General features: G+C 56.4%; 38 protein-coding genes. 35 read left to right on the top strand and 3 right to left on the bottom strand.

Annotation, left to right across the window (positions count from 1 at the left end; genetic code table 11):
* Nucleotides 1-5 precede the first annotated feature (5 nt).
* From tuf to bfr, 31 genes are all read left to right on the top strand, one after another.
* Complete coding sequence (tuf, locus tag C5F71_RS09315) at nucleotides 6-1,199, top strand: elongation factor Tu (RefSeq protein WP_029299269.1); 1,194 nt, start codon at nucleotides 6-8, stop codon at nucleotides 1,197-1,199.
* 158 nt (nucleotides 1,200-1,357) lie between these two features.
* Nucleotides 1,358-1,669 carry a 30S ribosomal protein S10 gene (rpsJ, locus tag C5F71_RS09310; protein ID WP_003186070.1) on the top strand — a complete coding sequence of 104 codons (312 nt, stop codon included), beginning with the start codon at nucleotides 1,358-1,360 and terminating at the stop codon, nucleotides 1,667-1,669.
* An 81-nt stretch (nucleotides 1,670-1,750) separates the two neighbouring features.
* Nucleotides 1,751-2,386 carry a 50S ribosomal protein L3 gene (gene rplC / locus C5F71_RS09305; RefSeq protein WP_003194649.1) on the top strand — a complete coding sequence of 212 codons (636 nt, stop codon included), beginning with the start codon at nucleotides 1,751-1,753 and terminating at the stop codon, nucleotides 2,384-2,386.
* 12 nt (nucleotides 2,387-2,398) lie between these two features.
* Nucleotides 2,399-3,001 carry a 50S ribosomal protein L4 gene (rplD, locus tag C5F71_RS09300; RefSeq protein WP_029299292.1) on the top strand — a complete coding sequence of 201 codons (603 nt, stop codon included), beginning with the start codon at nucleotides 2,399-2,401 and terminating at the stop codon, nucleotides 2,999-3,001.
* Nucleotides 2,998-3,297, top strand: a complete 300-nt coding sequence (gene rplW / locus C5F71_RS09295) for a 50S ribosomal protein L23 (RefSeq protein WP_002555488.1) — start codon at nucleotides 2,998-3,000, stop codon at nucleotides 3,295-3,297. The genes rplD and rplW overlap by 4 nt, the downstream gene beginning before the upstream one ends.
* 14 nt (nucleotides 3,298-3,311) lie before the next feature.
* Entirely contained in the window at nucleotides 3,312-4,136 is an 825-nt protein-coding gene (gene rplB / locus C5F71_RS09290) for a 50S ribosomal protein L2 (protein WP_003176423.1), read from the top strand.
* A gap of 16 nt (nucleotides 4,137-4,152) precedes the next feature.
* On the top strand, nucleotides 4,153-4,428 hold the full coding sequence (rpsS, locus tag C5F71_RS09285; RefSeq protein WP_002555486.1) for a 30S ribosomal protein S19: 276 nt from the start codon (nucleotides 4,153-4,155) through the stop codon (nucleotides 4,426-4,428).
* Between the two features lie 11 nt (nucleotides 4,429-4,439).
* Nucleotides 4,440-4,772: a 50S ribosomal protein L22 gene (gene rplV, locus C5F71_RS09280; protein ID WP_003103908.1), complete on the top strand. Its 333-nt coding sequence runs from the start codon at nucleotides 4,440-4,442 to the stop codon at nucleotides 4,770-4,772.
* A 13-nt stretch (nucleotides 4,773-4,785) separates the two neighbouring features.
* Complete coding sequence (gene rpsC / locus C5F71_RS09275; protein ID WP_003176422.1) at nucleotides 4,786-5,472, top strand: 30S ribosomal protein S3; 687 nt, start codon at nucleotides 4,786-4,788, stop codon at nucleotides 5,470-5,472.
* Nucleotides 5,473-5,484: 12 nt separating this feature from the next.
* Complete coding sequence (rplP, locus tag C5F71_RS09270) at nucleotides 5,485-5,898, top strand: 50S ribosomal protein L16 (protein ID WP_003232424.1); 414 nt, start codon at nucleotides 5,485-5,487, stop codon at nucleotides 5,896-5,898.
* Nucleotides 5,898-6,089: a 50S ribosomal protein L29 gene (rpmC, locus tag C5F71_RS09265; protein WP_002555481.1), complete on the top strand. Its 192-nt coding sequence runs from the start codon at nucleotides 5,898-5,900 to the stop codon at nucleotides 6,087-6,089. Before rplP ends, rpmC begins: the two co-directional genes overlap by 1 nt.
* Nucleotides 6,090-6,091: 2 nt before the next feature.
* Nucleotides 6,092-6,358, top strand: a complete 267-nt coding sequence (gene rpsQ, locus C5F71_RS09260; RefSeq protein WP_003176419.1) for a 30S ribosomal protein S17 — start codon at nucleotides 6,092-6,094, stop codon at nucleotides 6,356-6,358.
* Nucleotides 6,359-6,381: 23 nt separating this feature from the next.
* Entirely contained in the window at nucleotides 6,382-6,750 is a 369-nt protein-coding gene (gene rplN, locus C5F71_RS09255) for a 50S ribosomal protein L14 (RefSeq protein WP_002555479.1), read from the top strand.
* 11 nt (nucleotides 6,751-6,761) lie between these two features.
* Nucleotides 6,762-7,076: a 50S ribosomal protein L24 gene (rplX, locus tag C5F71_RS09250; RefSeq protein WP_029299388.1), complete on the top strand. Its 315-nt coding sequence runs from the start codon at nucleotides 6,762-6,764 to the stop codon at nucleotides 7,074-7,076.
* 22 nt (nucleotides 7,077-7,098) lie between these two features.
* Nucleotides 7,099-7,638, top strand: a complete 540-nt coding sequence (gene rplE / locus C5F71_RS09245) for a 50S ribosomal protein L5 (RefSeq protein ID WP_003210069.1) — start codon at nucleotides 7,099-7,101, stop codon at nucleotides 7,636-7,638.
* A gap of 13 nt (nucleotides 7,639-7,651) precedes the next feature.
* Nucleotides 7,652-7,957: a 30S ribosomal protein S14 gene (gene rpsN, locus C5F71_RS09240; protein WP_104911011.1), complete on the top strand. Its 306-nt coding sequence runs from the start codon at nucleotides 7,652-7,654 to the stop codon at nucleotides 7,955-7,957.
* A gap of 208 nt (nucleotides 7,958-8,165) precedes the next feature.
* Nucleotides 8,166-8,558: a 30S ribosomal protein S8 gene (gene rpsH / locus C5F71_RS09235; RefSeq protein WP_017848802.1), complete on the top strand. Its 393-nt coding sequence runs from the start codon at nucleotides 8,166-8,168 to the stop codon at nucleotides 8,556-8,558.
* A gap of 12 nt (nucleotides 8,559-8,570) precedes the next feature.
* The gene (gene rplF, locus C5F71_RS09230; RefSeq protein ID WP_003176412.1) at nucleotides 8,571-9,104 is read left to right on the top strand and encodes a 50S ribosomal protein L6; all 534 of its coding nucleotides are present in this window, start codon (nucleotides 8,571-8,573) and stop codon (nucleotides 9,102-9,104) included.
* A gap of 10 nt (nucleotides 9,105-9,114) precedes the next feature.
* On the top strand, nucleotides 9,115-9,465 hold the full coding sequence (gene rplR, locus C5F71_RS09225; protein WP_003186037.1) for a 50S ribosomal protein L18: 351 nt from the start codon (nucleotides 9,115-9,117) through the stop codon (nucleotides 9,463-9,465).
* A 3-nt stretch (nucleotides 9,466-9,468) separates the two neighbouring features.
* The gene (rpsE, locus tag C5F71_RS09220) at nucleotides 9,469-9,969 is read left to right on the top strand and encodes a 30S ribosomal protein S5 (protein ID WP_003186035.1); all 501 of its coding nucleotides are present in this window, start codon (nucleotides 9,469-9,471) and stop codon (nucleotides 9,967-9,969) included.
* A 2-nt stretch (nucleotides 9,970-9,971) separates the two neighbouring features.
* Nucleotides 9,972-10,148: a 50S ribosomal protein L30 gene (rpmD, locus tag C5F71_RS09215; RefSeq protein WP_003176408.1), complete on the top strand. Its 177-nt coding sequence runs from the start codon at nucleotides 9,972-9,974 to the stop codon at nucleotides 10,146-10,148.
* Nucleotides 10,149-10,151: 3 nt separating this feature from the next.
* On the top strand, nucleotides 10,152-10,589 hold the full coding sequence (rplO, locus tag C5F71_RS09210) for a 50S ribosomal protein L15 (RefSeq protein ID WP_016969471.1): 438 nt from the start codon (nucleotides 10,152-10,154) through the stop codon (nucleotides 10,587-10,589).
* Complete coding sequence (secY, locus tag C5F71_RS09205; protein ID WP_018612224.1) at nucleotides 10,590-11,918, top strand: preprotein translocase subunit SecY; 1,329 nt, start codon at nucleotides 10,590-10,592, stop codon at nucleotides 11,916-11,918.
* Between the two features lie 28 nt (nucleotides 11,919-11,946).
* Nucleotides 11,947-12,063 (top strand): 50S ribosomal protein L36, encoded by a 117-nt coding sequence (rpmJ, locus tag C5F71_RS09200; RefSeq protein WP_002555468.1) that lies wholly within the window; start codon nucleotides 11,947-11,949, stop codon nucleotides 12,061-12,063.
* Between the two features lie 129 nt (nucleotides 12,064-12,192).
* A complete protein-coding gene (gene rpsM, locus C5F71_RS09195; protein ID WP_024077676.1) occupies nucleotides 12,193-12,549 on the top strand; it encodes a 30S ribosomal protein S13 in 357 nt (118 codons plus the stop codon).
* 30 nt (nucleotides 12,550-12,579) lie between these two features.
* Nucleotides 12,580-12,969, top strand: coding sequence for a 30S ribosomal protein S11 (gene rpsK, locus C5F71_RS09190; RefSeq protein ID WP_002555466.1), 390 nt, complete (start codon nucleotides 12,580-12,582; stop codon nucleotides 12,967-12,969).
* Nucleotides 12,970-12,987: 18 nt separating this feature from the next.
* A complete protein-coding gene (gene rpsD / locus C5F71_RS09185; protein ID WP_003210056.1) occupies nucleotides 12,988-13,608 on the top strand; it encodes a 30S ribosomal protein S4 in 621 nt (206 codons plus the stop codon).
* A gap of 22 nt (nucleotides 13,609-13,630) precedes the next feature.
* Complete coding sequence (rpoA, locus tag C5F71_RS09180; RefSeq protein WP_003176403.1) at nucleotides 13,631-14,632, top strand: DNA-directed RNA polymerase subunit alpha; 1,002 nt, start codon at nucleotides 13,631-13,633, stop codon at nucleotides 14,630-14,632.
* 41 nt (nucleotides 14,633-14,673) lie between these two features.
* Complete coding sequence (gene rplQ, locus C5F71_RS09175; RefSeq protein WP_007918448.1) at nucleotides 14,674-15,060, top strand: 50S ribosomal protein L17; 387 nt, start codon at nucleotides 14,674-14,676, stop codon at nucleotides 15,058-15,060.
* Nucleotides 15,061-15,287: 227 nt separating this feature from the next.
* Nucleotides 15,288-16,733 (top strand): catalase, encoded by a 1,446-nt coding sequence (locus C5F71_RS09170; RefSeq protein ID WP_104911010.1) that lies wholly within the window; start codon nucleotides 15,288-15,290, stop codon nucleotides 16,731-16,733.
* 155 nt (nucleotides 16,734-16,888) lie between these two features.
* Nucleotides 16,889-17,353, top strand: coding sequence for a bacterioferritin (bfr, locus tag C5F71_RS09165; RefSeq protein ID WP_029299402.1), 465 nt, complete (start codon nucleotides 16,889-16,891; stop codon nucleotides 17,351-17,353).
* A 67-nt stretch (nucleotides 17,354-17,420) separates the two neighbouring features.
* Here bfr and uvrA read toward each other — a convergent pair whose 3' ends face one another.
* Nucleotides 17,421-20,255 carry an excinuclease ABC subunit UvrA gene (uvrA, locus tag C5F71_RS09160; protein ID WP_029299403.1) on the bottom strand — a complete coding sequence of 945 codons (2,835 nt, stop codon included), beginning with the start codon at nucleotides 20,253-20,255 and terminating at the stop codon, nucleotides 17,421-17,423.
* 180 nt (nucleotides 20,256-20,435) lie between these two features.
* Here uvrA and C5F71_RS09155 point away from each other — a divergent pair, with 180 nt between their 5' ends.
* Nucleotides 20,436-21,830, top strand: coding sequence for an MFS transporter (locus C5F71_RS09155; RefSeq protein WP_029299405.1), 1,395 nt, complete (start codon nucleotides 20,436-20,438; stop codon nucleotides 21,828-21,830).
* Nucleotides 21,831-21,839: 9 nt separating this feature from the next.
* A complete protein-coding gene (locus C5F71_RS09150) occupies nucleotides 21,840-22,355 on the top strand; it encodes a single-stranded DNA-binding protein (RefSeq protein WP_017849542.1) in 516 nt (171 codons plus the stop codon).
* Nucleotides 22,356-22,434: 79 nt separating this feature from the next.
* Here C5F71_RS09150 and C5F71_RS09145 read toward each other — a convergent pair whose 3' ends face one another.
* A complete protein-coding gene (locus C5F71_RS09145) occupies nucleotides 22,435-23,259 on the bottom strand; it encodes an alpha/beta fold hydrolase (protein ID WP_104911009.1) in 825 nt (274 codons plus the stop codon).
* Nucleotides 23,260-23,588: 329 nt separating this feature from the next.
* Here C5F71_RS09145 and tam point away from each other — a divergent pair, with 329 nt between their 5' ends.
* On the top strand, nucleotides 23,589-24,350 hold the full coding sequence (gene tam / locus C5F71_RS09140; protein ID WP_104911008.1) for a trans-aconitate 2-methyltransferase: 762 nt from the start codon (nucleotides 23,589-23,591) through the stop codon (nucleotides 24,348-24,350).
* Between the two features lie 10 nt (nucleotides 24,351-24,360).
* Here the strand turns inward: tam and C5F71_RS09135 are convergent, their stop codons facing one another.
* Nucleotides 24,361-24,909 (bottom strand): cysteine hydrolase family protein, encoded by a 549-nt coding sequence (locus C5F71_RS09135; RefSeq protein WP_104911007.1) that lies wholly within the window; start codon nucleotides 24,907-24,909, stop codon nucleotides 24,361-24,363.
* A 96-nt stretch (nucleotides 24,910-25,005) separates the two neighbouring features.
* Between C5F71_RS09135 and C5F71_RS09130 the strand changes: the two genes are divergently transcribed.
* The gene (locus tag C5F71_RS09130; protein WP_104911006.1) at nucleotides 25,006-25,989 is read left to right on the top strand and encodes a GlxA family transcriptional regulator; all 984 of its coding nucleotides are present in this window, start codon (nucleotides 25,006-25,008) and stop codon (nucleotides 25,987-25,989) included.
* Nucleotides 25,990-26,131 lie beyond the last annotated feature (142 nt).

Here is a 26,131-nt window from a genome sequence, read left to right as displayed (position 1 = left end):
TTGTCGTGGCTAAAGAAAAATTTGATCGTTCCCTACCGCACGTCAACGTTGGCACCATCGGTCACGTTGACCATGGTAAAACCACTCTGACTGCTGCTCTGACTCGCGTTTGCTCCGAAGTATTCGGTTCCGCAATCGTTGATTTCGATAAAATCGACAGCGCGCCAGAAGAAAAAGCTCGTGGTATCACCATCAACACCGCGCACGTTGAATACAACTCGCTGATCCGTCACTACGCTCACGTTGACTGCCCAGGTCACGCTGACTATGTGAAGAACATGATCACCGGTGCTGCCCAGATGGACGGCGCAATCCTGGTTTGCTCGGCCGCTGATGGTCCGATGCCACAAACCCGTGAGCACATCCTGCTGTCCCGTCAGGTTGGCGTTCCGTACATCGTGGTCTTCCTGAACAAGGCTGACCTGGTAGACGACGCTGAGCTGCTGGAACTGGTTGAGATGGAAGTGCGCGATCTGCTGAGCACTTACGACTTCCCAGGCGACGACACTCCGATCATCATCGGTTCTGCTCGTATGGCTCTGGAAGGTAACGACGAAAACGAAATGGGCACCACTGCCGTTCGTAAACTGGTTGAGACTCTGGACAGCTACATCCCAGATCCAGTTCGTGTTATCGACAAGCCGTTCCTGATGCCAATCGAAGACGTATTCTCGATCTCCGGTCGCGGTACTGTTGTAACTGGCCGTATCGAGCGCGGTATCGTCAAGGTTCAGGATCCACTGGAAATCGTTGGTCTGCGTGACACTACCGTCACCACCTGCACCGGTGTTGAAATGTTCCGTAAGCTGCTCGACGAAGGTCGTGCTGGCGAGAACTGCGGCGTTCTGCTGCGTGGTACCAAGCGTGACGACGTTGAGCGTGGCCAGGTTCTGGTTAAGCCAGGTTCGGTTAAGCCGCACACCAAGTTCGAAGCTGAAGTGTACGTGCTGAGCAAAGAAGAAGGCGGTCGTCACACTCCGTTCTTCAAAGGCTACCGTCCACAGTTCTACTTCCGTACTACCGACGTAACTGGTAACTGCGAACTGCCGGAAGGCGTTGAGATGGTAATGCCAGGCGACAACATCAAAATGGTTGTCACCCTGATCAAAACCATCGCAATGGAAGACGGTCTGCGCTTCGCTATCCGTGAAGGCGGCCGTACCGTTGGTGCTGGTGTTGTAGCTAAAATCATCGAGTAATTATCTCTTCTGAGGTAGCTCGGTTTTTTGAGAAGGCCTCCGCTTAGCGGAGGCCTTTTTTATTGGGTTGACACCTATCTGGGGCGTCTATAGAATTGCGCCTCCTTTTAACGGGCGTATTGCGCTCGCTGGGAATAGCAGCCGGAGTCTGAAATCCAATGCAAAATCAGCAAATCCGTATCAGGTTGAAGGCTTTTGACCATCGCCTGATCGACCAATCCACCCAGGAAATCGTGGAAACCGCGAAACGTACTGGGGCACAAGTGCGTGGTCCTATTCCACTGCCTACCCGCAAAGAGCGGTTCACCGTTCTGGTCTCCCCGCACGTCAACAAAGACGCGCGTGACCAGTACGAGATCCGTACTCATAAGCGCGTTCTGGACATCGTCCAGCCAACGGATAAAACCGTTGATGCTCTTATGAAGCTTGATCTGGCGGCCGGTGTGGAAGTACAGATCAGCCTCGGCTAAGACTCGGGTCTTAGTCGTGTAACGCTCTGAAATGGGCGGCCATAGCGGGTGAAAGCCCCGTACACTCATGAGGTTTACAACATGACTATTGGTGTAGTCGGTCGTAAATGCGGTATGACCCGTATTTTCACCGAAGAAGGTGTCTCCATTCCGGTCACGGTCATTGAGATCGAGCCGAATCGCGTCACCCAGTTCAAAACTGAAGAAACCGATGGCTATCGTGCAGTGCAAGTCACTGTCGGCGAGCGTCGTGCTTCGCGCGTGACTGCTGCTCAAGCAGGTCACTTCGCTAAAGCAAACGTTGCAGCTGGTCGTACTGTCATGGAGTTCCGTCTTGAAGATGGTGACTACCAGGCTGGCGATCTGATCAACGCTGAAATCTTCGCCGCTGGTCAACTGGTTGATGTAACCGGTCAGTCCAAAGGTAAAGGCTTCCAGGGTACGATCAAGCGTTGGAATTTCCGTGGCCAAGACAACACTCACGGTAACTCCGTTTCCCACCGCGTCCCGGGCTCTATTGGCCAGTGCCAGACTCCTGGTCGTGTATTCAAGGGCAAAAAAATGTCCGGTCATATGGGCGCTGAGCGCGTGACCGTGCAGTCCCTCGAAGTAGTGCGCGTCGACGCTGAACGCAATCTGTTGTTGGTCAAGGGTGCTGTTCCTGGCGCTACTGGCGGCAACCTGGTTGTACGTCCAGCGGCCAAGGCTCGCGGTTAAGGGGAAGCTGACATGCAATTAAATGTAAATGACGCTCAAGCGATCGAAGTTTCCGAACTGACATTTGGCGGCGAATTCAACGAGACGCTCGTTCACCAAGCAGTCGTGGCCTACATGGCCGGCGGCCGTCAAGGTAGCAAGCAGCAAAAGACCCGTTCCGACGTTCGTGGTGGCGGTAAGCGCCCTTGGCGTCAGAAAGGTACTGGCCGTGCTCGTGCCGGTACTATCCGTAGCCCAATCTGGCGTGGCGGCGGTACCACTTTCGCAGCTCGTCCACAGGATCACTCTCAGAAGCTCAACAAGAAGATGTATCGCGCAGCACTGCGCTCCATCCTTGCTGAACTCGTGCGTACTGATCGTCTGGTCGTGGTTCAGGACTTCGCTGTTGAAGGTCCAAAAACCAAAGATCTGCTGGGCAAGCTGAACAACATGAATCTGACCGACGTTTTGATCGTGTCCGAAGCTGTTGATCAGAACCTGTACCTGGCTGCTCGCAACCTGCCACACGTTGATGTACGTGACGTGCAAGGTTCCGATCCAGTTAGTCTGATCGCATACGACAAGGTGTTGATCACCGTGTCGGCCGTGAAGAAATTCGAGGAGCTGCTGGGATGAACCAGGAACGCGTATTTAAAGTTCTGCTTGGCCCGCACGTTTCCGAAAAGGCTACGGTTCTGGCTGACAAGAAAGGCCAGTTCGTTTTCAAGGTTGCAACTGACGCAACCAAGCTGGAAATCAAGAAGGCCGTCGAAAGCCTGTTCAGCGTGAAAGTAGAGCGTGTTACTACCCTGAATGTTCTGGGTAAGAGCAAGCGCACTGCTCGCGGTCTGGGCAAGCGTAATGACTGGAAGAAGGCAGTTATCTCCCTTCAGCCAGGCCAAGATCTCGATTTCAGCAGCAGTGCTGAGTAAGGAAGGGGTGCATCATGGCAATCGTTAAATGCAAACCGACTTCCCCTGGCCGCCGTTTTGTGGTCAAGGTGGTCAACCAGGAGCTGCATAAAGGCGCTCCTCACGCACCGCTGCTCGAGAAGAAATCGAAGACTGGTGGTCGTAACAACAATGGTCGTATTACCACTCGTCACATCGGTGGTGGCCATAAGCAGCATTATCGTCTGGTCGATTTCCGTCGCAACGACAAAGATGGCATCTCTGCCACTGTCGAGCGTATCGAATACGATCCAAACCGTACTGCTCACATCGCTCTGCTGCTGTACGCAGATGGCGAGCGTCGCTACATCATCGCGCCTAAAGGCGTGAGTGCTGGCGACCAGCTGATCGCAGGTGCCCTGGCACCGATCAAGCCGGGCAACGCTCTGCAACTGCGTAACATTCCAGTTGGTAGCACCGTACACGGCATCGAATTGAAGCCAGGTAAAGGCGCACAGATCGCTCGTTCCGCTGGTGCTTCGGCTCAGCTGATCGCTCGTGAAGGTGTCTACGTGACCCTGCGTCTGCGTTCTGGTGAGATGCGTAAAGTACTGGCTGAATGCCGTGCGACCCTGGGCGAAGTCTCGAACTCCGAGCACAGCCTGCGTTCGCTGGGTAAAGCTGGTGCCAAACGCTGGCGTGGCGTTCGCCCAACCGTTCGTGGTGTTGCCATGAACCCGGTTGACCACCCACACGGTGGTGGTGAAGGTCGTACCTCTGGTGGTCGTCATCCGGTATCGCCATGGGGCTTCCCGACTAAGGGCGCGAAGACTCGTGGTAATAAGCGTACCGACAAAATGATCGTCCGTCGTCGCAAGTAAATAGAGGGATACGACAGTGCCACGTTCTCTGAAAAAAGGTCCTTTTATTGATCTTCACCTACTGAAGAAGATCGAAGTGGCGGCGGAAAAGAACGATCGCAAACCAGTTAAGACCTGGTCGCGCCGTTCTATGATCCTGCCACAAATGGTCGGTTTGACCATCGCAGTACACAACGGTCGTCAACACGTCCCAGTTCTCGTTAACGAAGACATGGTCGGCCACAAACTGGGCGAGTTTGCCGGTACCCGCACTTACCGTGGGCACGTGGCAGACAAGAAAGCCAAGCGTTAAGGGGTTAGGAAATGGAAGTAGCCGCTAAGTTGTCGGGCGCTCGAATCTCCGCCCAGAAAGCCCGCTTGGTCGCCGACCAGATCCGCGGGAAGAAGGTGGGCGAAGCGCTCAACCTGTTGGCTTTCAGCAGTAAGAAAGCCGCCGAGATCATGAAGAAAGTGCTGGAGTCGGCCGTAGCCAACGCCGAGCATAACGAAGGCGCAGACGTTGATGACCTGAAGGTCAGCACCGTTTTCGTCAACGAAGGGCGTTCGCTGAAGCGTATCATGCCGCGTGCCAAAGGCCGTGCTGATCGCATCGTCAAGCGGTCTTGCCATATCACTGTCAAGGTTGCTGACAAGTAACGGAGTCGAAGAGATGGGTCAGAAAGTACATCCCATTGGCATTCGCCTGGGAATCGTCAAGGAGCACACCTCCGTCTGGTACGCAGACGGTCGGACTTATGCGGACTATTTGTTCGCTGATCTGAAGGTGCGTGAGTATCTCCAAGACAAACTAAAAAGCGCGTCCGTAAGCCGTATCGATATCCATCGTCCGGCTCAAACTGCACGTATCACCATCCACACCGCTCGTCCAGGTATCGTTATCGGGAAGAAAGGTGAAGATGTTGAGAAACTGCGTCAGGACCTGACCAAGCAAATGGGTGTGCCTGTGCACATCAATATCGAAGAGATCCGCAAGCCGGAGCTCGACGGTATGCTGGTTGCGCAGAGCGTAGCTCAGCAGCTGGAGCGCCGCGTAATGTTCCGTCGTGCTATGAAGCGCGCCGTGCAGAACGCAATGCGTATTGGTGCCAAGGGCATCAAAATCCAAGTGAGCGGTCGTCTCGGCGGTGCTGAAATCGCACGTACTGAATGGTATCGCGAAGGTCGTGTGCCGTTGCACACCCTGCGTGCCGACATCGACTATGCCAACTACGAAGCTCACACCACTTACGGTGTGATCGGTGTAAAGGTTTGGATCTTCAAAGGCGAAGTAATTGGTGGTCGCCAAGAAGAACTGAAACCACAAGCACCAGCGCCTCGTAAAAAAGCTGCTAAGTAAGGGGTACGCCAAATGTTGCAACCTAAGCGTACGAAGTTCCGCAAGCAGATGACAGGCCACAACCGTGGTCTGGCTCAGCGCGGTAGCAAAGTCAGCTTCGGCGAGTTCGCGCTGAAGTCTGTAGCTCGTGGTCGTCTCACCGCTCGTCAGATCGAGTCAGCGCGTCGTGCACTGACCCGTCACGTAAAACGTGGCGGCAAGATCTGGATCCGTGTATTCCCGGACAAGCCGATCTCCAAAAAGCCTCTCGAGGTTCGGATGGGTAAAGGTAAGGGTAACGTGGAATACTGGGTAGCCCAGATTCAGCCAGGTAAAGTCCTGTATGAAATCGAGGGTGTAACTGAAGAGCTGGCGCGTGAGGCTTTTGCCCTGGCTGCTGCAAAGCTGCCGCTCGCCACCGCCTTTGTTAAACGGACGGTGATGTGATGAAAGCGAATGAACTTCGTGAAAAATCCGCACAGCAGCTGAACGAGCAACTGCTCGGCCTGCTGCGCGACCAGTTCAATCTGCGTATGCAGAAAGCAACTGGCCAGTTGGGGCAGTCTCATCTGCTCTCGCAAGTTAAGCGTGACATTGCTCGCGTGAAGACTGTGCTCAACCAGCAGGCAGGTAAGTGATCATGGCTGAAGCCGAAAAGACTGTCCGTACGCTGACTGGCCGTGTTGTCAGCGACAAGATGGACAAAACCATCACCGTTTTGATCGAGCGTCGCGTTAAGCACCCGATCTACGGTAAATATGTTAAGCGTTCGACTAAGCTGCACGCGCACGACGAAACCAACCAGTGCCACATCGGCGACAAAGTCACTATTCGTGAAACTCGTCCGCTGGCCAAGACTAAGTCTTGGGCGCTGGTTGATGTTCTCGAACGCGCTGTGGAAGTCTAAGGACTAGGGGTCGGAGAAATTATATGATTCAGACTCAATCCATGCTCGATGTGGCCGATAACAGCGGCGCTCGCCGTGTTATGTGCATCAAGGTGCTGGGTGGCTCCCATCGTCGTTACGCTGGTATCGGTGACATCATCAAAGTTACCGTCAAGGAAGCAATTCCTCGCGGTAAAGTGAAAAAAGGCCAAGTGATGACTGCTGTTGTAGTCCGCACTCGTCACGGCGTACGTCGTGCTGATGGCTCCATTATCCGCTTTGATGGCAACGCTGCTGTTCTTCTGAACAACAAGCAAGAGCCGATCGGCACCCGTATCTTTGGGCCAGTGACCCGTGAACTTCGTACTGAGAAGTTCATGAAGATCGTCTCGCTCGCCCCAGAAGTGCTGTAAGGAGATCCGACATGCAAAAGATTCGTCGTGACGACGAGATCATCGTGATCGCCGGCAAAGACAAAGGTAAGCGCGGTAAGGTGCTGAAGGTTCTTGCTGATGACCGTCTGGTCATTGGTGGTCTGAACCTGGTCAAGCGTCATACCAAGCCTAACCCCGCGTCGGGCGTACAGGGCGGTATCGTCGAGAAAGAAGCGCCATTGCACGCTTCTAACGTCGCCATCTTCAACGGCGAAACCAACAAGGCTGATCGCGTTGGTTTCAAAGTAGAAGACGGTAAGAAAATTCGTGTCTTCAAGTCGACCCAAAAAGCGGTTGATGCTTGAACACTGCTAGGTAGATAAGACCATGGCACGACTAAAAGAGATTTACCGGAAGGAAATCGCTCCGAAGCTTAAGGAAGAACTTAAGCTTTCGAACGTGATGGAAGTTCCGCGCGTTACCAAAATCACCCTGAACATGGGTCTGGGCGAAGCGATCGGTGACAAAAAAGTCATCGAGCACGCTGTTGCTGACCTGGAAAAGATCACCGGTCAAAAAGTCGTTGTGACTTACGCTCGGAAATCCATCGCTGGCTTTAAAGTCCGTGAAGGTTGGCCGATCGGTGTCAAAGTGACTCTGCGCCGTGAGCGTATGTACGAGTTCCTGGATCGTCTGCTGTCGATCTCCCTGCCTCGGGTTCGCGACTTCCGCGGCCTGAATGCCAAGTCCTTCGATGGTCGTGGTAACTACAGCATGGGCGTGAAAGAGCAGATCATCTTCCCGGAAATCGACTACGACAAGATCGATGCTCTCCGCGGTCTGGACATCACCCTGACCACCACTGCCAAGAACGATGATGAAGGCCGCGCTCTGCTGCGTGCGTTCAAATTCCCGTTCCGCAACTGATTGGAGTAGGACCATGGCCAAGATGAGCATGAAAAACCGCGAGCTGAAGCGTCAGCTCACGGTTGCCAAGTACGCCAAGAAGCGTGCAGCACTGAAAGCTATCATCGTTGATCTGAGCGCAAGTCCAGAAGCGCGTTGGGAAGCTACAGTAGCTCTGCAGAAGCAGCCACGTGACGCAAGCGCCTCGCGCATGCGTAACCGCTGCCGCCTGACCGGTCGTCCACACGGCGTTTACCGCAAGTTCGGCCTCGGCCGTAACAAACTGCGTGAAGCGGCAATGCGTGGTGACGTACCAGGTCTGGTTAAAGCCAGCTGGTAAGTACTTTCGAAGTCCAGGTGGCCAGGATCGCAAGATACTGACCACCGGTGGCCTAGAATCTGGAACAAGCCCCTTTTGGGGCTTGTTTCATTTCCGGAGTGTGTCTAAAATACGCGGCTCGCCTGAGCCCGTGTGTTTTATGCTCGGAGATTCTCGGTGACATATGTAGCCGCAAGGCTAATTTTTTTGTATTAGGAGCGTCTAGCCCATGAGTATGCAGGACCCGTTAGCGGACATGCTAACTCGTATCCGTAATGCCCAGATGGCTGAAAAGTCCGTCGTAAGCATGCCATCTTCCACGTTGAAGGTAGCTGTTGCCAAAGTCCTGAAAGACGAAGGCTACATTGCGGGTTATCAGATCAGCAGCGAAATCAAGCCACTGCTGTCCATCGAGCTGAAGTACTTCGAAGGCCGTCCGGTCATCGAGGAAGTGAAGCGCGTTAGCCGTCCAGGCCTGCGTCAGTACAAGTCCGTTGAAGATCTGCCGAAAGTTCGTGGCGGTCTCGGTGTGTCTATCGTCTCCACCAACAAAGGTGTGATGACGGATCGTGCTGCGCGCGCTGCCGGTGTCGGCGGCGAAGTTCTTTGCACTGTGTTCTAAGGGGGGATAAGCATGTCTCGCGTCGCTAAGAACCCCGTTAAGCTGCCAGCCGGTGTCGAAGTAAAATTCGCAGGCCAACAGCTTTCGGTGAAGGGTGCCAAGGGTACTCTTGAACTGAACATCCATTCGTCCGTTGAGATCGTTGAAGAAGCTGGTGAGCTGCGTTTCGCTGCTCGCAATGGCGATCAACAAACTCGCGCAATGGCCGGTACCACGCGTGCGTTGGTAAACAACATGGTCCAAGGCGTAAGCCAAGGCTTCGAGCGTAAGCTCCAGCTGGTCGGTGTTGGTTACAAAGCGCAAGCAAAAGGCACGGTTTTGAACCTGGCCCTTGGCTTCTCGCACCCAGTGGATTACGAACTGCCGGAAGGCATCACCGCTGAAACTCCTAGCCAGACCGATATCCTGATCAAGGGCATCGATAAGCAGCTGGTAGGTCAAGTGGCTGCCGAGATCCGCGACTTCCGTCCACCAGAGCCGTACAAAGGCAAAGGTGTGCGCTACGCGGACGAAGTCGTCCGTCGTAAAGAAGCCAAGAAGAAGTAGGGCATAGCAAATGACCGACAAAAAAGTTACTCGACTGCGTCGCGCTCGCAAAGCACGCCTGAAAATGCACGAACTCGAAGTCGTGCGTCTCTGCGTGTTCCGCTCGTCGCAGCACATCTACGCCCAGGTCATCTCGGCCGACGGCAACAAAGTCCTGGCAAGCGCCTCGACTTTGGATAAAGAACTGCGTGATGGTGCCACTGGCAACATCGACGCGGCCACTAAGGTTGGCCAGCTGGTCGCTACGCGTGCTAAGGCCGCTGGCGTCTCGCAAGTGGCTTTCGACCGCTCTGGCTTCAAGTACCACGGCCGCGTTAAAGCGCTGGCTGATGCTGCTCGTGAAGCTGGGCTGGAGTTCTAAGTTATGTCAAATAACGACCAAAAGCGCGACGAAGGCTACATTGAGAAGCTGGTTCAAGTTAACCGCGTAGCCAAGACCGTTAAAGGCGGCCGTATCTTCACCTTCACCGCGTTGACCGTGGTTGGTGATGGTAAGGGCCGTGTTGGCTTCGGCCGTGGCAAGTCGCGTGAAGTGCCTGCTGCGATCCAGAAGGCAATGGAAGCTGCTCGTCGCAACATGATCCAAGTTGACCTGAACGGCACCACCCTGCAGTACGCAATGAAGTCTGCCCATGGCGCTTCGAAGGTGTACATGCAGCCTGCCTCTGAAGGTACCGGTATCATCGCTGGCGGCGCTATGCGTGCTGTCCTCGAGGTTGCTGGCGTTCAGAACGTTCTGGCCAAGTGCTACGGCTCGACTAACCCGGTAAACGTGGTTCACGCCACTTTCAAAGGTTTGAAAGCTATGCAATCTCCTGAATCCATTGCCGCCAAGCGTGGCAAAAGCGTCAAGGAGATCTTCTGATCATGGCTACCGTTAAAGTAACGCTGATCAAAAGCATGACCGGCCGCATCCCTAACCACAAATTGTGCGTTAAGGGTTTGGGTCTGCGTCGCATCGGTCACACTGTAGAAGTCCAGGATACTCCCGAGAATCGCGGGATGATCAACAAGGCTTACTACATGCTGCGTGTCGAGGGTTAATCGATGAAACTCAATGATCTGAGTCCAGCGCCGGGTTCCCGTCGCGAAAAGCATCGTCCGGGCCGTGGTATCGGTAGCGGTTTGGGTAAGACTGGTGGCCGTGGCCACAAAGGTCAAACCTCCCGCTCCGGTGGTACCATCGCTCCAGGCTTTGAAGGCGGTCAACAGCCGCTGCATCGTCGCCTGCCGAAGTTCGGTTTCGTTTCCCTGAAGGCCATGGATCGCGCAGAAGTGCGTTTGTCCGAACTGGCTAAAGTGGAAGGCGACATCGTTACTCTGCAGACCCTGAAAGATGCCAACGTGATCAACGTCAACGTACAGCGTGTGAAAATCATGCTGTCCGGTGAAGTGACTCGCGCTGTCACTATCGGCAAGGGAATCGGCGCCACCAAAGGTGCGCGTTCGGCTATCGAAGCAGCTGGCGGCAAGTTCGAGGAATAAATGGCTAAGCAAGGTGCTCTCTCAGCGCTCGGCAAAGGCGGTATGTCTGAACTTTGGGCTCGTCTGCGTTTTCTGTTCCTGGCGATTATCGTCTACCGAATAGGCGCACACATCCCGGTTCCAGGTATCAACCCGGACCGACTCGCAGACCTGTTTCGACAGAATGAGGGGACCATTCTTAGCTTGTTCAACATGTTTTCCGGCGGCGCGCTGGAGCGGATGAGCATCTTTGCACTGGGGATCATGCCGTACATTTCGGCATCGATCATCATGCAGTTGATGAGCGCCGTCAGCCCGCAGCTGGAGCAGTTGAAGAAGGAAGGTGAAGCTGGTCGTCGCAAGATTAGCCAGTACACCCGCTACCTCACTGTCGTTCTTGCTCTTGTCCAGGCTGTTGGCATGTCCATCGGTCTGGCAGGGCAGGGCGTAGCGTTCACTGGTGACTTTGGCTTCCATTTCGTCGCGGTAACCACATTTGTGGCTGGTGCGATGTTCATGATGTGGCTGGGTGAGCAGATTACTGAGCGTGGTGTTGGCAACGGTATCTCGATGTTGATTTTCGCAGGTATCGTCGCCGGTCTTCCGAGGGCAATCGGGCAGTCTTTCGAGTCTGCACGTCAGGGTGATATCAATATCTTCGCCTTGGTTGCCATCGGTTTGCTGGCAGTAGCGATTATCGGTTTTGTGGTGTTCATTGAGCGTGGTCAGCGTCGTATTGCTGTTCACTACGCCAAGCGTCAGCAGGGCCGCAAGGTCTTCGCTGCGCAGACCAGCCACTTGCCGCTGAAAGTGAATATGGCCGGTGTTATTCCTGCTATCTTCGCGAGCAGCATTTTGCTGTTTCCGGCTTCGTTGGGTGCCTGGTTCGGTCAGTCTGAAGGTATGGGCTGGTTGCAGGACATCTCGCAGTCGATCGCTCCTGGTCAGCCGTTGAATATTCTGCTGTTTAGTGCAGGGATTATTTTCTTCTGCTTCTTCTATACGGCGTTGATGTTCAATCCGAAAGACGTAGCGGAAAACCTGAAGAAGTCCGGTGCCTTTATTCCGGGTATTCGTCCGGGCGAGCAGTCGGCGCGCTACATTGATGGCGTTCTGACCCGTTTGACCCTGTTCGGTGCTCTATATATGACGGCCGTGTGCTTGTTGCCCCAGTTCCTGGTGGTTGCAGCCAACGTTCCGTTCTACCTTGGCGGGACCTCGTTGCTGATCGTCGTCGTGGTTGTGATGGACTTCATGTCCCAAGTACAATCGCACCTCGTTTCGCACCAGTACGAATCCCTGATGAAGAAAGCCAACCTGAAGGGCTACGGCAGCGGCATGTTGCGCTGAGTACCCCATAAGGTTCGAGGAGTTGGTGATGAAAGTTCGTGCATCGGTGAAAAAGCTGTGCCGTAACTGCAAGATTATTCGCCGCGAAGGTGTTGTTCGAGTAATTTGCAGCGCGGAACCGCGTCACAAACAGCGCCAAGGCTGAGTGTGATCCGCTTGAAGCCCGGCAGCTAGTGCGCTGCCGGGTTGATTATTTGTTATTACAGCGATATTATCTCGCGCCCTATTTCTTGGCTTCCGGGGCGTAGGTAGCTGTCAATTGGAGTCCCACTGAATGGCCCGTATTGCAGGCGTTAACATTCCAGATAACAAGCACACTGTTATCTCGCTGACCTACATCTATGGTGTTGGTCGCACTACTGCGCAGAAAATTTGCGCAGTTGCTGGGGTAAACCCAGCCGCTAAGATCAAGGATCTGAGCGACGAGCAGATTGAATTGCTGCGTGGCGAAGTGGCGAAGTTCACCACTGAAGGTGACCTGCGTCGCGAAATCAACATGAAAATCAAGCGTTTGATGGACCTCGGTTGCTATCGCGGTCTGCGTCATCGTCGTGGTCTTCCAGTACGCGGTCAGCGTACCAAGACTAACGCGCGTACCCGTAAAGGTCCGCGTAAGCCGATCCGCAAGTAATCGCCCCAGCGAATCGACAGGAAAATTATCATGGCAAAACCTGCTGCTCGTCCTCGTAAAAAAGTTAAAAAGACAGTGGTTGATGGCATCGCCCACATCCATGCATCTTTTAACAACACCATCGTGACCATCACCGACCGTCAAGGTAACGCGCTTTCTTGGGCTACCTCTGGTGGTTCGGGTTTCCGCGGTTCCCGCAAGTCCACCCCGTTTGCTGCTCAAGTAGCTGCTGAACGTGCTGGTCAAGCTGCGCTGGAATATGGCCTGAAAAACCTCGACGTTAACGTCAAGGGTCCAGGTCCAGGTCGTGAGTCCGCTGTCCGTGCTTTGAACGGCTGTGGCTATAAGATCGCCAGCATCACCGACGTGACGCCAATCCCGCACAACGGGTGCCGTCCGCCGAAGAAGCGCCGCGTGTAATCCAGGAGATTGTAAAGAATGGCTCGTTACATTGGTCCAAAATGCAAACTCGCTCGTCGCGAAGGCACCGATCTCTTTCTGAAGAGCGGCGTGCGCGCGATCGAATCGAAGTGCAACATTGAAGCAGCACCTGGTATCCACGGCCAACGCCGCGGTCGCCAGTCCGACTACGGCACCCAACTGCGTGAAAAGCAGAAGGTCCGTCGTATCTACGGCGTTCTCGAGCGTCAGTTCAGCGGCTACTACAAAGAAGCTGCTGGCAAGAAAGGTGCAACCGGTGAAAACCTGCTGCAACTGCTCGAATGCCGTCTGGACAACGTTGTATACCGTATGGGCTTTGGTTCGACTCGTGCCGAATCCCGTCAGCTGGTATCGCACAAATCCGTCAGCGTAAACGGCCAAACCGTTAACGTCCCGTCCTACCAGGTTCGTGCTGGTGACGTGGTCGCGATTCGCGAGAAAGCAAAAAACCAACTTCGCATTGTCCAAGCTCTCGATCTGTGTGCCCAACGTGGCCGCGTAGAATGGGTAGAAGTAGACACTGAGAAGAAGTCGGGCGTTTTCAAGAACGTTCCTGCTCGCAGTGATCTGTCCGCCGACATCAACGAAAGCCTGATTGTCGAGCTCTACTCCAAGTAAGGGCTAGAAAATAGGTGCATCCATGCAGATTTCGGTAAATGAGTTCCTGACACCCCGCCACATTGATGTGCAGGTTGTCAGTCCAACCCGCGCCAAGATCACTCTCGAGCCTCTCGAGCGTGGTTTTGGCCACACCCTGGGCAACGCGCTGCGCCGCATCCTGTTGTCCTCAATGCCCGGCTGTGCAGTAGTCGAGGCCGAGATTGACGGTGTGCTCCACGAGTACAGCGCCATCGAAGGTGTACAGGAAGACGTAATTGAAATCCTGTTGAACCTTAAAGGTCTGGCTATCAAGCTGCACGGCCGTGACGAAGTTACGCTGACCTTGTCGAAGAAGGGTTCGGGGGTGGTTACCGCTGCCGATATTCAGCTGGATCATGATGTCGAGATCGTTAACCCCGATCACGTAATCGCTAACCTGGCGTCTAACGGCGCTTTGAACATGAAGCTCACCGTAGCTCGTGGTCGTGGTTATGAACCGGCCGACTCGCGTCAGAGCGATGAAGACGAAAGCCGCAGCATTGGTCGCTTGCAGCTTGACTCTTCGTTCAGCCCGGTTCGCCGCATCGCATACGTGGTGGAAAACGCCCGTGTCGAGCAGCGTACTAACCTGGACAAGCTGGTTATTGATCTGGAAACCAACGGTACTCTGGATCCTGAAGAGGCTATTCGCCGCGCTGCAACCATTCTGCAACAGCAGTTGGCTGCGTTCGTCGACCTCAAAGGTGACAGCGAACCAGTGGTAATCGAGCAGGAAGACGAGATCGATCCGATCCTGCTTCGCCCGGTTGACGATCTGGAACTGACTGTACGTTCGGCTAACTGCCTTAAGGCGGAAAACATTTACTACATCGGTGACCTGATCCAGCGCACCGAAGTAGAACTGTTGAAGACTCCGAACCTGGGCAAGAAATCCTTGACTGAAATCAAGGACGTTCTGGCCTCCCGCGGTCTGTCCCTCGGCATGCGCCTCGACAACTGGCCGCCTGCAAGTCTTAAGAAGGACGACAAGGCGACTGCCTGATCGTCGTAATCACCGAACGTGAGTTTGGTAAGGAATGAACCATGCGTCATCGTAAAAGTGGTCGTCACCTGAGCCGTACCAGCTCGCACCGCAAGGCCATGTTTCAAAACATGGCGGTGTCGCTGTTCGAGCACGAGCTGATCAAAACTACACTGCCGAAAGCCAAAGAACTGCGTCGCGTTGCTGAGCCGCTGATCACTTTGGCCAAGACAGACAGCCTGGCTAACCGCCGTCTGGCTTTCGACCGTACCCGTTCGAAAGCTATCGTTGGTAAGCTCTTCAACGACCTGGGCAAGCGTTATGCTACCCGTGAGGGTGGCTACCTGCGCATCCTCAAGTGCGGTTTCCGCACTGGCGACAACGCGCCTATGGCGTACGTCGAGTTGGTTGATCGTGCTACTGCTGGCGAAGCTGTATCCGCCGAGTAAGACGACAGTCTGCTACGAAAAACCGGGCCTAGTGCCCGGTTTTTTGTGGGCGATAGAAAAGCCCATGGCGGGTCTTGATTGAGTTTTGGCTATGCGAGCCATTACATCGTTAGTAATTAACTATCGATAGGCATGATTTAATAAATTTGATGGTGTCATCTTCCTGGTCAATACTTCTTCCAAGCCGATTAGCCGGCAGTTCCAAGACTGACCTGAGGAAATTGAGCATGAGCCAGAAAACCCTTACAACCGCCAGCGGCGCTCCCGTTGCCGATAATCAGAATTCCCGTTCCGCCGGCCCGCGTGGCCCGTTGCTGCTCGACGACTTCCACCTGATCGAGAAGCTTGCCCACTTCAACCGTGAAAACATCCCAGAGCGTCGTGTACACGCCAAAGGCTCGGGAGCGTACGGAACCTTCACGGTCACCAAAGACATCACCCAGTACACCAGCGCCAAGCTGTTTGAAGCTGTTGGTAAGCAGACGCCGACCTTCCTGCGCTTCTCGACAGTCGGTGGCGAGCGCGGCTCCGCAGATACCGAGCGCGACCCACGTGGCTTTGCGTTGAAGTTCTACACCGAAGAAGGCAACTGGGACATTGTCGGTAACAACACCCCGGTGTTCTTTATCCGTGACCCGCTGAAATTCCCTGACTTTATCCACACCCAAAAGCGCCTGCCGCAAAGCAACCTGAAAAGCGCGCAGATGATGTGGGACTTCTGGTCGCATTCGCCTGAGGCGCTGCACCAGGTCACCATTCTGTTTTCAGACCGTGGCATCCCGGACGGCTACCGTCACATGCACGGCTTCGGTAGCCATACCTACAGCTTGATCAGCGCCAATGGCGAGCGTCACTGGGTGAAGTGGCACTACAAGACCAAGCAAGGCATCAAGAATCTGGCGCCTGCCGATGCGGCGCGCATTGCGGGTACTGACCCGGATTACGCCCAGCGCGATCTGTTTGAGGCCATCGAGCGTGGTGACTTCCCGAAATGGCGCGTGTGCATCCAGATCATGACTGAAGCCCAGGCCAATGCTCACTACGAGAATCCCTTCGACGTGACCAAGACCTGGTCGCAAAAAGAGTTTCCGCTGATTGAGGTCGGTGAGTTGGAGTTGAACCGCAACCCACTGAACTACTTCGCCGAAGTGGAGCAGGCAGCGTTCGGCCCAAGCAACATGGTGCCAGGTGTCGGTCTGTCGCCGGACCGCATGCTGCAAGGCCGTGTGTTCGCTTACGCTGACGCGCACCGCTACCGGATTGGCACTAACCATCAGCACCTGCCGGTGAATGCTTCGCGCAGTCCGGTCCATAACTACCAGCGTGATGGCTCTATGGCGTTTGGCAGCAACGGTGGCGCGGCTCCCAACTACGAGCCTAATAGCTATGGGGATGCACCTAAGCAGGCGCCGCAGTACGCAGAACCTGCCTTGGCACTCAGTGGCGCGGCGGATCGTTATGATCACCGTGAAGACACCGATTACTACAGCCATGCCGGTGCGCTGTTCCGCCTGATGAATGCCGAGCAAAAAGCGCTGTTGATCAACAACATCGCCGGTGCGATGGCGGGTGTTTCCAGCGATGTGGTTCAACGTCAGCTGCAACACTTCTTCAAGGCAGATCCGGCTTATGGAGAAGGAATCGCAACTGCGCTGGGTGTATCGCTTAACTAACTCTAAGTGATAAGCAGAACCGCCCTCATTTGGGCGGTTTTTGCGTTATTTCAGCTACTTTTCTCTGAAAATCTTCACTTTTCTGCCGTTCGTCCCGTGACCTGCAGGTCAGCATGGTTCAAACTAGGGCCTTTCAAGCAGGGAGATGTAGGGCGATGCAAGGTCACCCCGACGTAATCGATTACCTCAACACGTTGCTGACGGGCGAACTGGCAGCTCGTGACCAATATTTCATTCACTCGCGTATGTACGAAGACTGGGGCTTTACCGAGCTCTACGAGCGTATCAACCACGAAATGGAAGAAGAGGCACAGCACGCCGACGCGCTGATGCGTCGTATCCTGATGCTCGAAGGCACGCCGCGTATGCGTCCTGACGACCTGGATACCGGCACTACGGTGCCTGAGATGCTCGCCAGCGACTTGCGCCTGGAGTACAAAGTCCGCGCCGCGCTATGCAAGGGCATTGAGCTTTGCGAGAAGCACAACGACTACGTGACCCGGGAAATCCTGCGCGTACAGTTGAACGACACTGAAGAAGATCACACCTACTGGCTGGAAAAGCAGTTGGGCCTGATCAAGTTGATCGGCCTGGAGAACTACCTGCAATCGCAGTTCTGATTCAGCCGGCAATAAAAAAGCCCCTGTCACCGCTATGGTGACAGGGGCTTTTTGTTGGGCCTGGCAATCAGGCCCGGTCGCGCGCCAGTAACGGCTTCAGATAGTAGCCAGTATGGGATTGCGGCATCTCGGAAACCTGCTCCGGCGTGCCCACTGCAATTATCTGCCCGCCCTTGGAGCCGCCCTCCGGACCCAAGTCGACCAGCCAGTCGGCTGTCTTGATCACATCCAGGTTGTGCTCGATCACCACCACAGTATTGCCGTGATCGCGTAGACGGTGCAGCACGTCGAGCAATTGCTGGATGTCTGCGAAGTGCAGGCCGGTGGTCGGTTCATCGAGGATATACAGGGTCTTGCCGGTATCGCGCTTGGACAGCTCGCGAGACAGCTTCACCCGCTGCGCCTCGCCACCGGACAAGGTAGTCGCTGACTGCCCCAGCTTGATATACGACAAGCCCACGTCCATCAGGGTCTGAAGCTTGCGTGCCAGGGCCGGCACGGCGTCAAAGAACACCCGCGCTTCCTCGATGGTCATCTCGAGGGTTTCATGGATGTTCTTGCCCTTGTACTTGATCTCCAGGGTCTCGCGGTTGTAGCGCTTACTCTTGCACACATCGCATGGCACGTAGATGTCCGGTAGGAAGTGCATCTCCACCTTGATCAAGCCGTCGCCCTGGCACGCCTCGCAGCGCCCACCCTTGACGTTGAAGGAGAAGCGCCCAGGTCCATAACCCCGGGACCGGGACTCCGGCACGCCGGCGAACAGTTCGCGAATCGGCGTGAACAGCCCGGTATAGGTCGCGGGGTTGGAGCGGGGGGTGCGACCAATCGGGCTCTGGTCGATATCCACCACCTTGTCCAGGAGCTCCAGGCCCTTGATGCTGTCATGCGCTGCAGCTTCCAGGGTGGTGGCGCCGTTCAACGCCGTGGCGCTGAGGGGGAACAGGGTGTTGTTGATCAGCGTGGATTTGCCTGACCCGGAAACACCGGTGACGCAGGTCAGCAGGCCCAAGGGGATTTCCAGGTCGACATTGCGCAGATTGTTGCCGCGCGCGCCCTTGAGGTGCAGCGCCTGTTTTTTGTTGCGTGGCGTACGCTTGGCTGGCACCTCGATTTTGACCCGGCCAGACAAGTATTTGCCGGTCAGGGAGTCCGGGTGGGCCATGACTTCGGCTGGCGTGCCCTGGGCAACGATGTGCCCGCCATGGACGCCAGCGCCGGGGCCGATATCGACCACATAGTCCGCCAGGCGAATGGCATCCTCATCGTGCTCGACCACAATCACCGTGTTGCCGATATCACGCAGGTGCTTGAGCGTGCCCAGCAAGCGATCATTGTCGCGCTGGTGCAGGCCGATTGAAGGCTCGTCGAGGATGTAAAGCACGCCCACCAGGCCTGCACCGATCTGGCTGGCCAGGCGAATGCGCTGGGCTTCGCCGCCAGACAGGGTGTCGGCACTGCGGTCCAGGGACAGGTAATCCAGGCCCACATTGACCAGGAACTGCAGGCGCTCGCGGATCTCCTTGAGGATCTTGTCGGCAATCTCGCCGCGTCGCCCGGTCAGCTTCAATACACCGAAGTATTCGCAGGCATCACCGATGGGCAGGTTGGTCACTGCGGGCAATGTTTTCTCGCCCACCCATACGTGGCGTGCCTCGCGACGCAAGCGGGTGCCACGGCAATCCGGGCAGGGCTGGGTGCTGAGGAACTTGGCCAGTTCCTCGCGCACGCTGGCCGACTCGGTTTCCCGGTAGCGGCGCTCCAGGTTGGGCACGATGCCTTCGAATGGGTGGGAGCGCTTGACGATATCGCCACGGTCATTCAGGTATTTGAAATCGACGTTCTGCGAGCCGCTGCCATGCAGGATGACTTTCTGCTGCTCTGCCGGTAGCTCGTTGAACGGTACTTCCAGGCTGAATTTATAGTGGGCAGCCAACGACCCGAGCATCTGGAAGTAGTAGACATTGCGCCGGTCCCAGCCGCGTATGGCGCCCTCCGCCAGCGTCAGGTCGCCATTGACCAGGCGCTTGATATCGAAGAACTGCTTGACCCCCAACCCGTCACAGGTCGGGCAGGCGCCGGCCGGATTGTTGAAAGAGAACAGCTTGGGTTCCAGTTCGCTGATGGCGTGGCCGCAGATCGGGCAGGCGAAGCGTGCAGAGAAGATGATTTCTTCACCGGGCTCGTCGTCCATCGGTGCGACCAGGGCGATACCGTCCGCCAGCTTCAGCGCGGTCTCGAACGACTCCGCCAGGCGTTGCTGCAGGTCGGCACGTACCTTGAAGCGGTCGACCACCACATCAATGGTGTGCTTCTTCTGCTTATCCAGCTTCGGTGCTTCGTCCAGCTCATACAGCTTGCCGTTGATCCGGGCACGGACAAAACCCTGGGCGCGCAGCTCTTCGAAGACCGACAGGTGTTCGCCCTTGCGCTCGCGGATCACCGGCGCCAGCAGCATCAGCTTGGCGCCTTCCGGCTGGGCCAGCACCAGGTCAACCATCTGGCTGACGGTCTGGGCTTCCAGCGGGATATCGTGATCCGGGCAGCGTGGAATACCTACGCGTGCGTACAGCAGGCGCAGGTAGTCGTAGATTTCGGTGATGGTGCCCACGGTGGAGCGTGGGTTGTGAGAAGTCGACTTCTGTTCGATGGAAATGGCTGGCGACAGGCCTTCAATGGTGTCGACATCAGGCTTTTCCATCATCGACAGGAACTGCCGGGCATAGGCCGACAGCGATTCCACATAACGACGCTGGCCTTCGGCATACAGCGTATCGAACGCCAGCGATGACTTGCCGGACCCGGACAAGCCGGTGATGACAATCAGTTTGTCCCGGGGCAGGGTCAGGTCGATGTTCTTCAGGTTGTGGGTTCTAGCCCCACGAATCAGGATCTTGTCCAAGATGGCCTCGCACGGCGGGCGTATAAATAATGCAGGAGTATACGGCTAAAGACTGGATGAATATACACTGTCAGTTTGCCCATTTCAGCCTTACATGAAAGCTGCGCGGCAAAGCGCCGCATATACCCTCTCAATCGATGGGACTGGTAGAATCGCCGCCGGTTCACACGAGGTTTTTCCATGCACGATCCCCACAGCGAACGCATGAGTAGCGGCGAGACCCGAGCGGCAAGCGGTCTGGCCCTGGTGTTCGCCTTCCGTATGCTGGGCATGTTCATGGTGTTGCCGGTACTGGCGACCTATGGCATGGACCTCGCAGGCGCGACCCCGGCCTTGATTGGCCTGGCGATTGGTGCCTATGGTCTGACCCAGGCGATTTTCCAGATTCCGTTCGGGATCATTTCCGACCGCATTGGCCGCCGGCCGGTGATCTACCTGGGGCTGATCGTGTTCGCCCTGGGCAGCGTGCTGGCAGCCAATGCCGATTCGATCTGGGGCGTGATCGCCGGACGTATCTTGCAAGGTGCCGGGGCGATTTCTGCGGCGGTGATGGCGCTGCTGTCAGATCTGACCCGCGAGCAGCATCGCACCAAGGCCATGGCCATGATTGGCATGACCATCGGTCTTTCGTTTGCCGTTGCGATGGTGGTTGGCCCGCTGCTGACCCGCGCGTTCGGCTTGCACGGCCTGTTCCTGGCCACCGGCGGCATGGCGCTGGTTGGGATCGTGATCGTGGCCTTTATGGTGCCGCGCTCCACCGGGCCGCTGCAGCACCGTGAATCGGGCGTGGCAAAGCAAGCATTGCTGCCGACGCTCAAGCACCCCGACCTGCTGCGCCTGGATTTAGGTATCTTTGTATTGCATGCGATGCTGATGTGCAGCTTCGTCGCCTTGCCCCTGGCCCTTGTGGAAAAAGCCGGGTTGCCCAAGGAGCAGCACTGGTGGGTCTACCTCACCGCCTTGTTGATTTCATTCTTCGCCATGATCCCGTTCATCATCTACGGCGAGAAGAAACGCAAAATGAAACGAGTTTTACTCGGCGCCGTCGCGACATTGATGCTCACTGAACTATTCTTCTGGCAGTTCGGCGACAGCCTACGGGCACTGGTAATCGGCACGGTGGTGTTTTTCACCGCGTTCAACCTGCTGGAGGCGTCACTGCCTTCGCTGATCAGTAAAGTTTCACCGGCAGGCGGCAAAGGCACGGCAATGGGGGTGTATTCCACCAGTCAATTCCTTGGTTCGGCGCTGGGCGGCATCATGGGCGGCTGGATGTTCCAGCATGGCGGTTTGTCGGTTGTGTTCCTCGGATGCGCCGGGCTGGCTGCACTTTGGCTGGTCTTTGCTGTTACCATGCGCGAACCTCCCTACGTCACAAGTCTGCGTTTGCCGCTATCGCCCGAGGCGATCCGTGAAAGCGGTCTGGTAGAGCGCCTGAAGGCCGTCGTAGGGGTGACAGATGCAGTCGTGGTCGCTGAAGAGGCGGCCATTTACATCAAATTGGACACCGAACTATTGGATCGCGCGACGCTCGAGCAACTGGTCAACCCAGTGCCGACAGCGCGCCCAGCCTAGGAGAACGTTATGGCCCGTGGGGTTAACAAAGTCATATTGGTCGGTACATGCGGCCAGGATCCCGAAGTTCGCTACTTGCCTAACGGTAACGCCGTGACCAACCTGAGTCTGGCGACCAGCGAACAATGGACCGACAAGCAGACCGGCCAGAAGGTCGAGAAAACCGAATGGCACCGTGTATCGATGTTCGGCAAGGTTGCAGAGATCGCCGGTGAATACCTGCGCAAGGGTTCGCAGGTCTACATCGAAGGCAAACTGCAGACCCGCGAGTGGGAAAAAGACGGTATCAAGCGTTACACCACCGAAATCGTGGTCGACATGCAAGGCACCATGCAACTGCTGGGCGGCCGTCCACAGGGCGACCAACAGGGCCAGGGCGGTATGTCCAACTCGGCGCCGCGTCCACAGCAGTCGCGTCCGCAGCCAAGCCAGCAGCCACAGCGTGAGTCGCGTCCAGCGCCACAGCAGGCGGCACCGCAGCCGGCCGCTGACTTCGACAGCTTTGATGACGATATCCCGTTCTAAGGTATCGAAGCCAAACGCTGCAAATTGAAAACCGCGCCGCCGACCAGGCTACGCGGTTTTTTCATGCCCATTATTCAGCTCAAAGCTGTGCGAAGTTCAACATATCGTCGTTAACTCGCTGCTTGTGAGTGTCGGTCAGCCCATGAGGCGCGCCGCTATACACCTGCAAAAGGGCGTGTGGAATCAAACGTTGGCTCTCCAGTGCCGATGGACGGATTGGCACGATTTGATCGTCACTGCCATGGATAATGAGCGTCGGCATACTGAAGTGCGTCAGGTCCTCCCGAAAGTCAGTCTCTGAAAATGCCTTGATGCTATCGAAGGTGTTGATGTGCCCGCCCATTACACCCTGCATCCAGAACGAATTGATCAAGCCTTGGGAACGTTCGATACCCGCGCGGTTGAATCCGAAGAATGGGCCACTGGCCAGATCAAGATACAGCTGCGAGCGATTAGCGATGGAGTTGGCACGCATCCCATCGAAAACCTCGATTGGAGTGCCGTATGGGTTGCTGGGGGTCTGCAACATCAGGGGCGTTACCGAGCAGATCAACCCTGCCTTTGCTACACGGGCAGTGCCATGACGCGCGATGTAGCGTGCAACTTCACCCCCGCCGGTAGAAAACCCGAAAAGTATCAGGTTGGTCAGATCCAGGTGTTCGATCAGTTCCGCCAGATCATCGGCGTAGTGGTCCATGTCATTGCCATCCCAGGGCTGGCTTGAGCGGCCATGCCCTCGGCGGTCATGCGCAATGGCACGAAAACCGTTGTTGGCGAAATGCAACATCTGCGACTCCCAACTGTCGCTGTTTAGCGGCCATCCGTGGCAAAACATTACGGGTTGGCCGCTACCCCAATCTTTGTAAAAAATATCGTTGCCTTCACGTGTTTTAAGATAAGCCATGGCATAGCTCCAATGACGTATTGATGTGGCTGCGATAGCCAGAAAAATCGTCCGTGGACACTACGCTGGCCTCTTTTATTCGTGACCATTTCAAAGGTCGCACCTAGGCTGGTCGAAAATAAGGTTAGTCCGATTTCGCGAGTGTCGCGCCGGGAAGATAAGCAGCTTTTAATGCTGCGCTAATCACCCGCGCTCAAAACCGCTTTAACCCGTGAAGGCACGTTGCCAGATGCAATGGCGCCATTGCCTGCGCCGCCAATCCTGGAGTTTGTCCTCGTGGCTCACAAGATTTAGGCTGTGCCCACCGACAAAAAAGTAGGAACGCCGTGATGACCTGGTCAGCCAAGCAATACACGTTGTTTGAACAGCAGCGTACCCGCCCCGTCCACGACCTAGTGGCGGCCATACCCAATACCGAGGTGCGTACCGCCGTCGACCTGGGGTGTGGGCCAGGCAACTCCACGCAAGTGTTGGCCCAGAGGTTCCCGCGAGCGCAAGTCTGTGGCATGGACAGCTCCGACGACATGTTGGCCGATGCCCGCAAACGCTTGCCGGCGCTGCGCTTTGAGCAGGCCGATATCGGCGCCTGGCAGCCTGCGCAACAGTTCGATGTGATCCTTGCCAACGCCTCGCTGCAGTGGGTGCCCGATCACGCCAACCTCTACCCGCACCTGGTGGCGCAACTGGCACCGGGCGGTACGCTGGCGGTGCAAACCCCGGACAACCTCAACGAACCCGCCCATCGCCTGGCCCGTGAAGTGGCAGCGCAAGGGCCGTGGGCGGGCAAGATCGGCGCGGTCAAACATGAAGCGCGTCACCCGGCGAGTTACTACTTTGAATTGCTGAGCAAGCATTGCAGCGCCGTGGATGTATGGCACACCACTTATTACCACCCGCTCAGCGGCCATGAGGCGGTGGTGGAGTGGTTCAAGGGCACGGGCCTGCGGCCATTCCTGGCGTTGCTGGATGAGGCCGAGCAAGGCGCCTTCCTTGACGCCTATCTGGCGCGCATCCGCGAGGCTTACCCGGCCCTGGCCGATGGCACAGTGTTGCTACCGTTTCCACGCCTGTTCATTATCGCCACGCGCTGACAGTCAGCCTTCAGGCCTTGAGGAACTCGTCCGCCGAAACCACGCTGGCATAGGCAAATGCCAGCGACGCCATGTAGGCCTCATGCACCTGGGCCGCCGCAACAGTCTTGCCATTGAATTCCAGGTCACGGGTGGCACAGGCATCGTGGATCACGGTAACGGTGTAGCCATAGTCCGCCGCCGCCCGAACCACGGCGTCGATGCACATATGGCTCATGCTGCCCACCACCACCAGGTCGGTGATGCTGCGCTGTTCCAGCACCTCGCGCAGGTTGGTTTGGCGAAACGCATTTACAAAATGCTTGAGCACCACCGGTTCGTCATTCTCGTTCAGCACCTTGGGATGCAAGTGCGCGCCTTCGGAACCTGGCGTGAAGAAGGGAGCGTCGTCGGCGGTGAACTCATGGCGCACATGGATCACCGCATCACCTGCCTGGCGAAACGCCTGGAGCAGCTGTTGTGCCTTGTCTGCGGCAGCCTCGACATCAACCAGTGGCCATTTGCCCTGGGGGAAGTAGTCGTTCTGGATATCAATTAGGATAAGTGCTTGCTTGGCCATGAGTATTTTCTCGTGATGGGTTGATGCGTCCAGTATCGTGGCTGGCGCGAGGCTCAGGGATTGGCTGCACCGACAATAACAGGGGGAAAACTGACAATGGCTCTGGAACGCTCGATCGTCGAGCTTGGCGTGCTGATTTACAGCGGTGCGCAGATGGCTGCTGTACACGGTTTGACCGACCTGTTTGGGGTCGCCAACCGCATCGCCGCCGAGCATCAGGCCGAGCAGTTGCCCGTGTTGCGTATCAGCCATTGGCAGGTTGATAGCGATGGTACTCCTGTTCGGGCTTTCGACAGCCTGCCTGGGCTCGAACAACCCTTGATGGCGGTGCTGGTACCGCCCTCGATTGGTGAATTCTGCGAAGAACAGGCACCGCCCCGGCTGTTGCAATGGCTGCGCGAGCAACATGCAGCCGGCACGGTGCTGGGAGGCGTGTGCATCGGTTCGATCATGCTGGCGCGCAGCGGCTTGCTCGATGGGCGCAGCGCCACCACCCACTGGTCTTCGGCCAGCACCTTTGCCAGGCGTTTTCCCGCGGTGCGCTTGGAGGCCGACAAACCTATCGTCGATGATGGCGACCTGATTACCACCGCCGGGCTGATGGCCTGGTCCGAACTGGGCCTGCGCCTGGTCGACCGCCTCATGGGCCCGAGCATCGCGGCCGGCACCGCGCGTTTTCTGGTGATTGAACACAGTGACAGCGCCAGCCAGTGCGGCAGCAATTTTGCACCGATCCTGAGCCATGGTGATGGGGCGATCCTCAAGGTCCAGCACGCCTTGCAGGCCAGCGGGGCGGTGGATGTATCGCTCGCGGCAATGGCGCAGGCAGCCGGCCTGGAAGAACGCACTTTCCTGCGCCGTTTTCGCACTGCCACCGGCCTCAAACCCACCGAATACTGCCAGCACCTGCGGGTCGGCAAAGCGCGGCAGATGCTTGAATTTACCAATACCACCATTGATCACATCGCCTGGACCGTGGGTTATCAAGACCCCAGCGCCTTTCGCGCAATCTTCAAAAAAATCACCGGCCTTGCGCCCAGCGATTACCGCAACCGATTCGGGGTAAAAGCCCCCGCCTGACGACCGGACACCCCGCTCCCACATTTTTGCTCGCTGCCAGGCCCTGCATCGTGCAGAACGCCGGACCCTTGATCACGCTTCGTGCAGAATGAGGCAGGCCAAATGCCATCTCCTTCGCGCTAACCGCTTGATCTGCCAACCT

The sequence above is a fragment of the Pseudomonas sp. LG1D9 genome (genome assembly GCF_002949995.1).
Lineage (GTDB): Bacteria > Pseudomonadota > Gammaproteobacteria > Pseudomonadales > Pseudomonadaceae > Aquipseudomonas > Aquipseudomonas proteolytica.
This window is presented reverse-complemented; position numbering and strand designations above follow the sequence as displayed.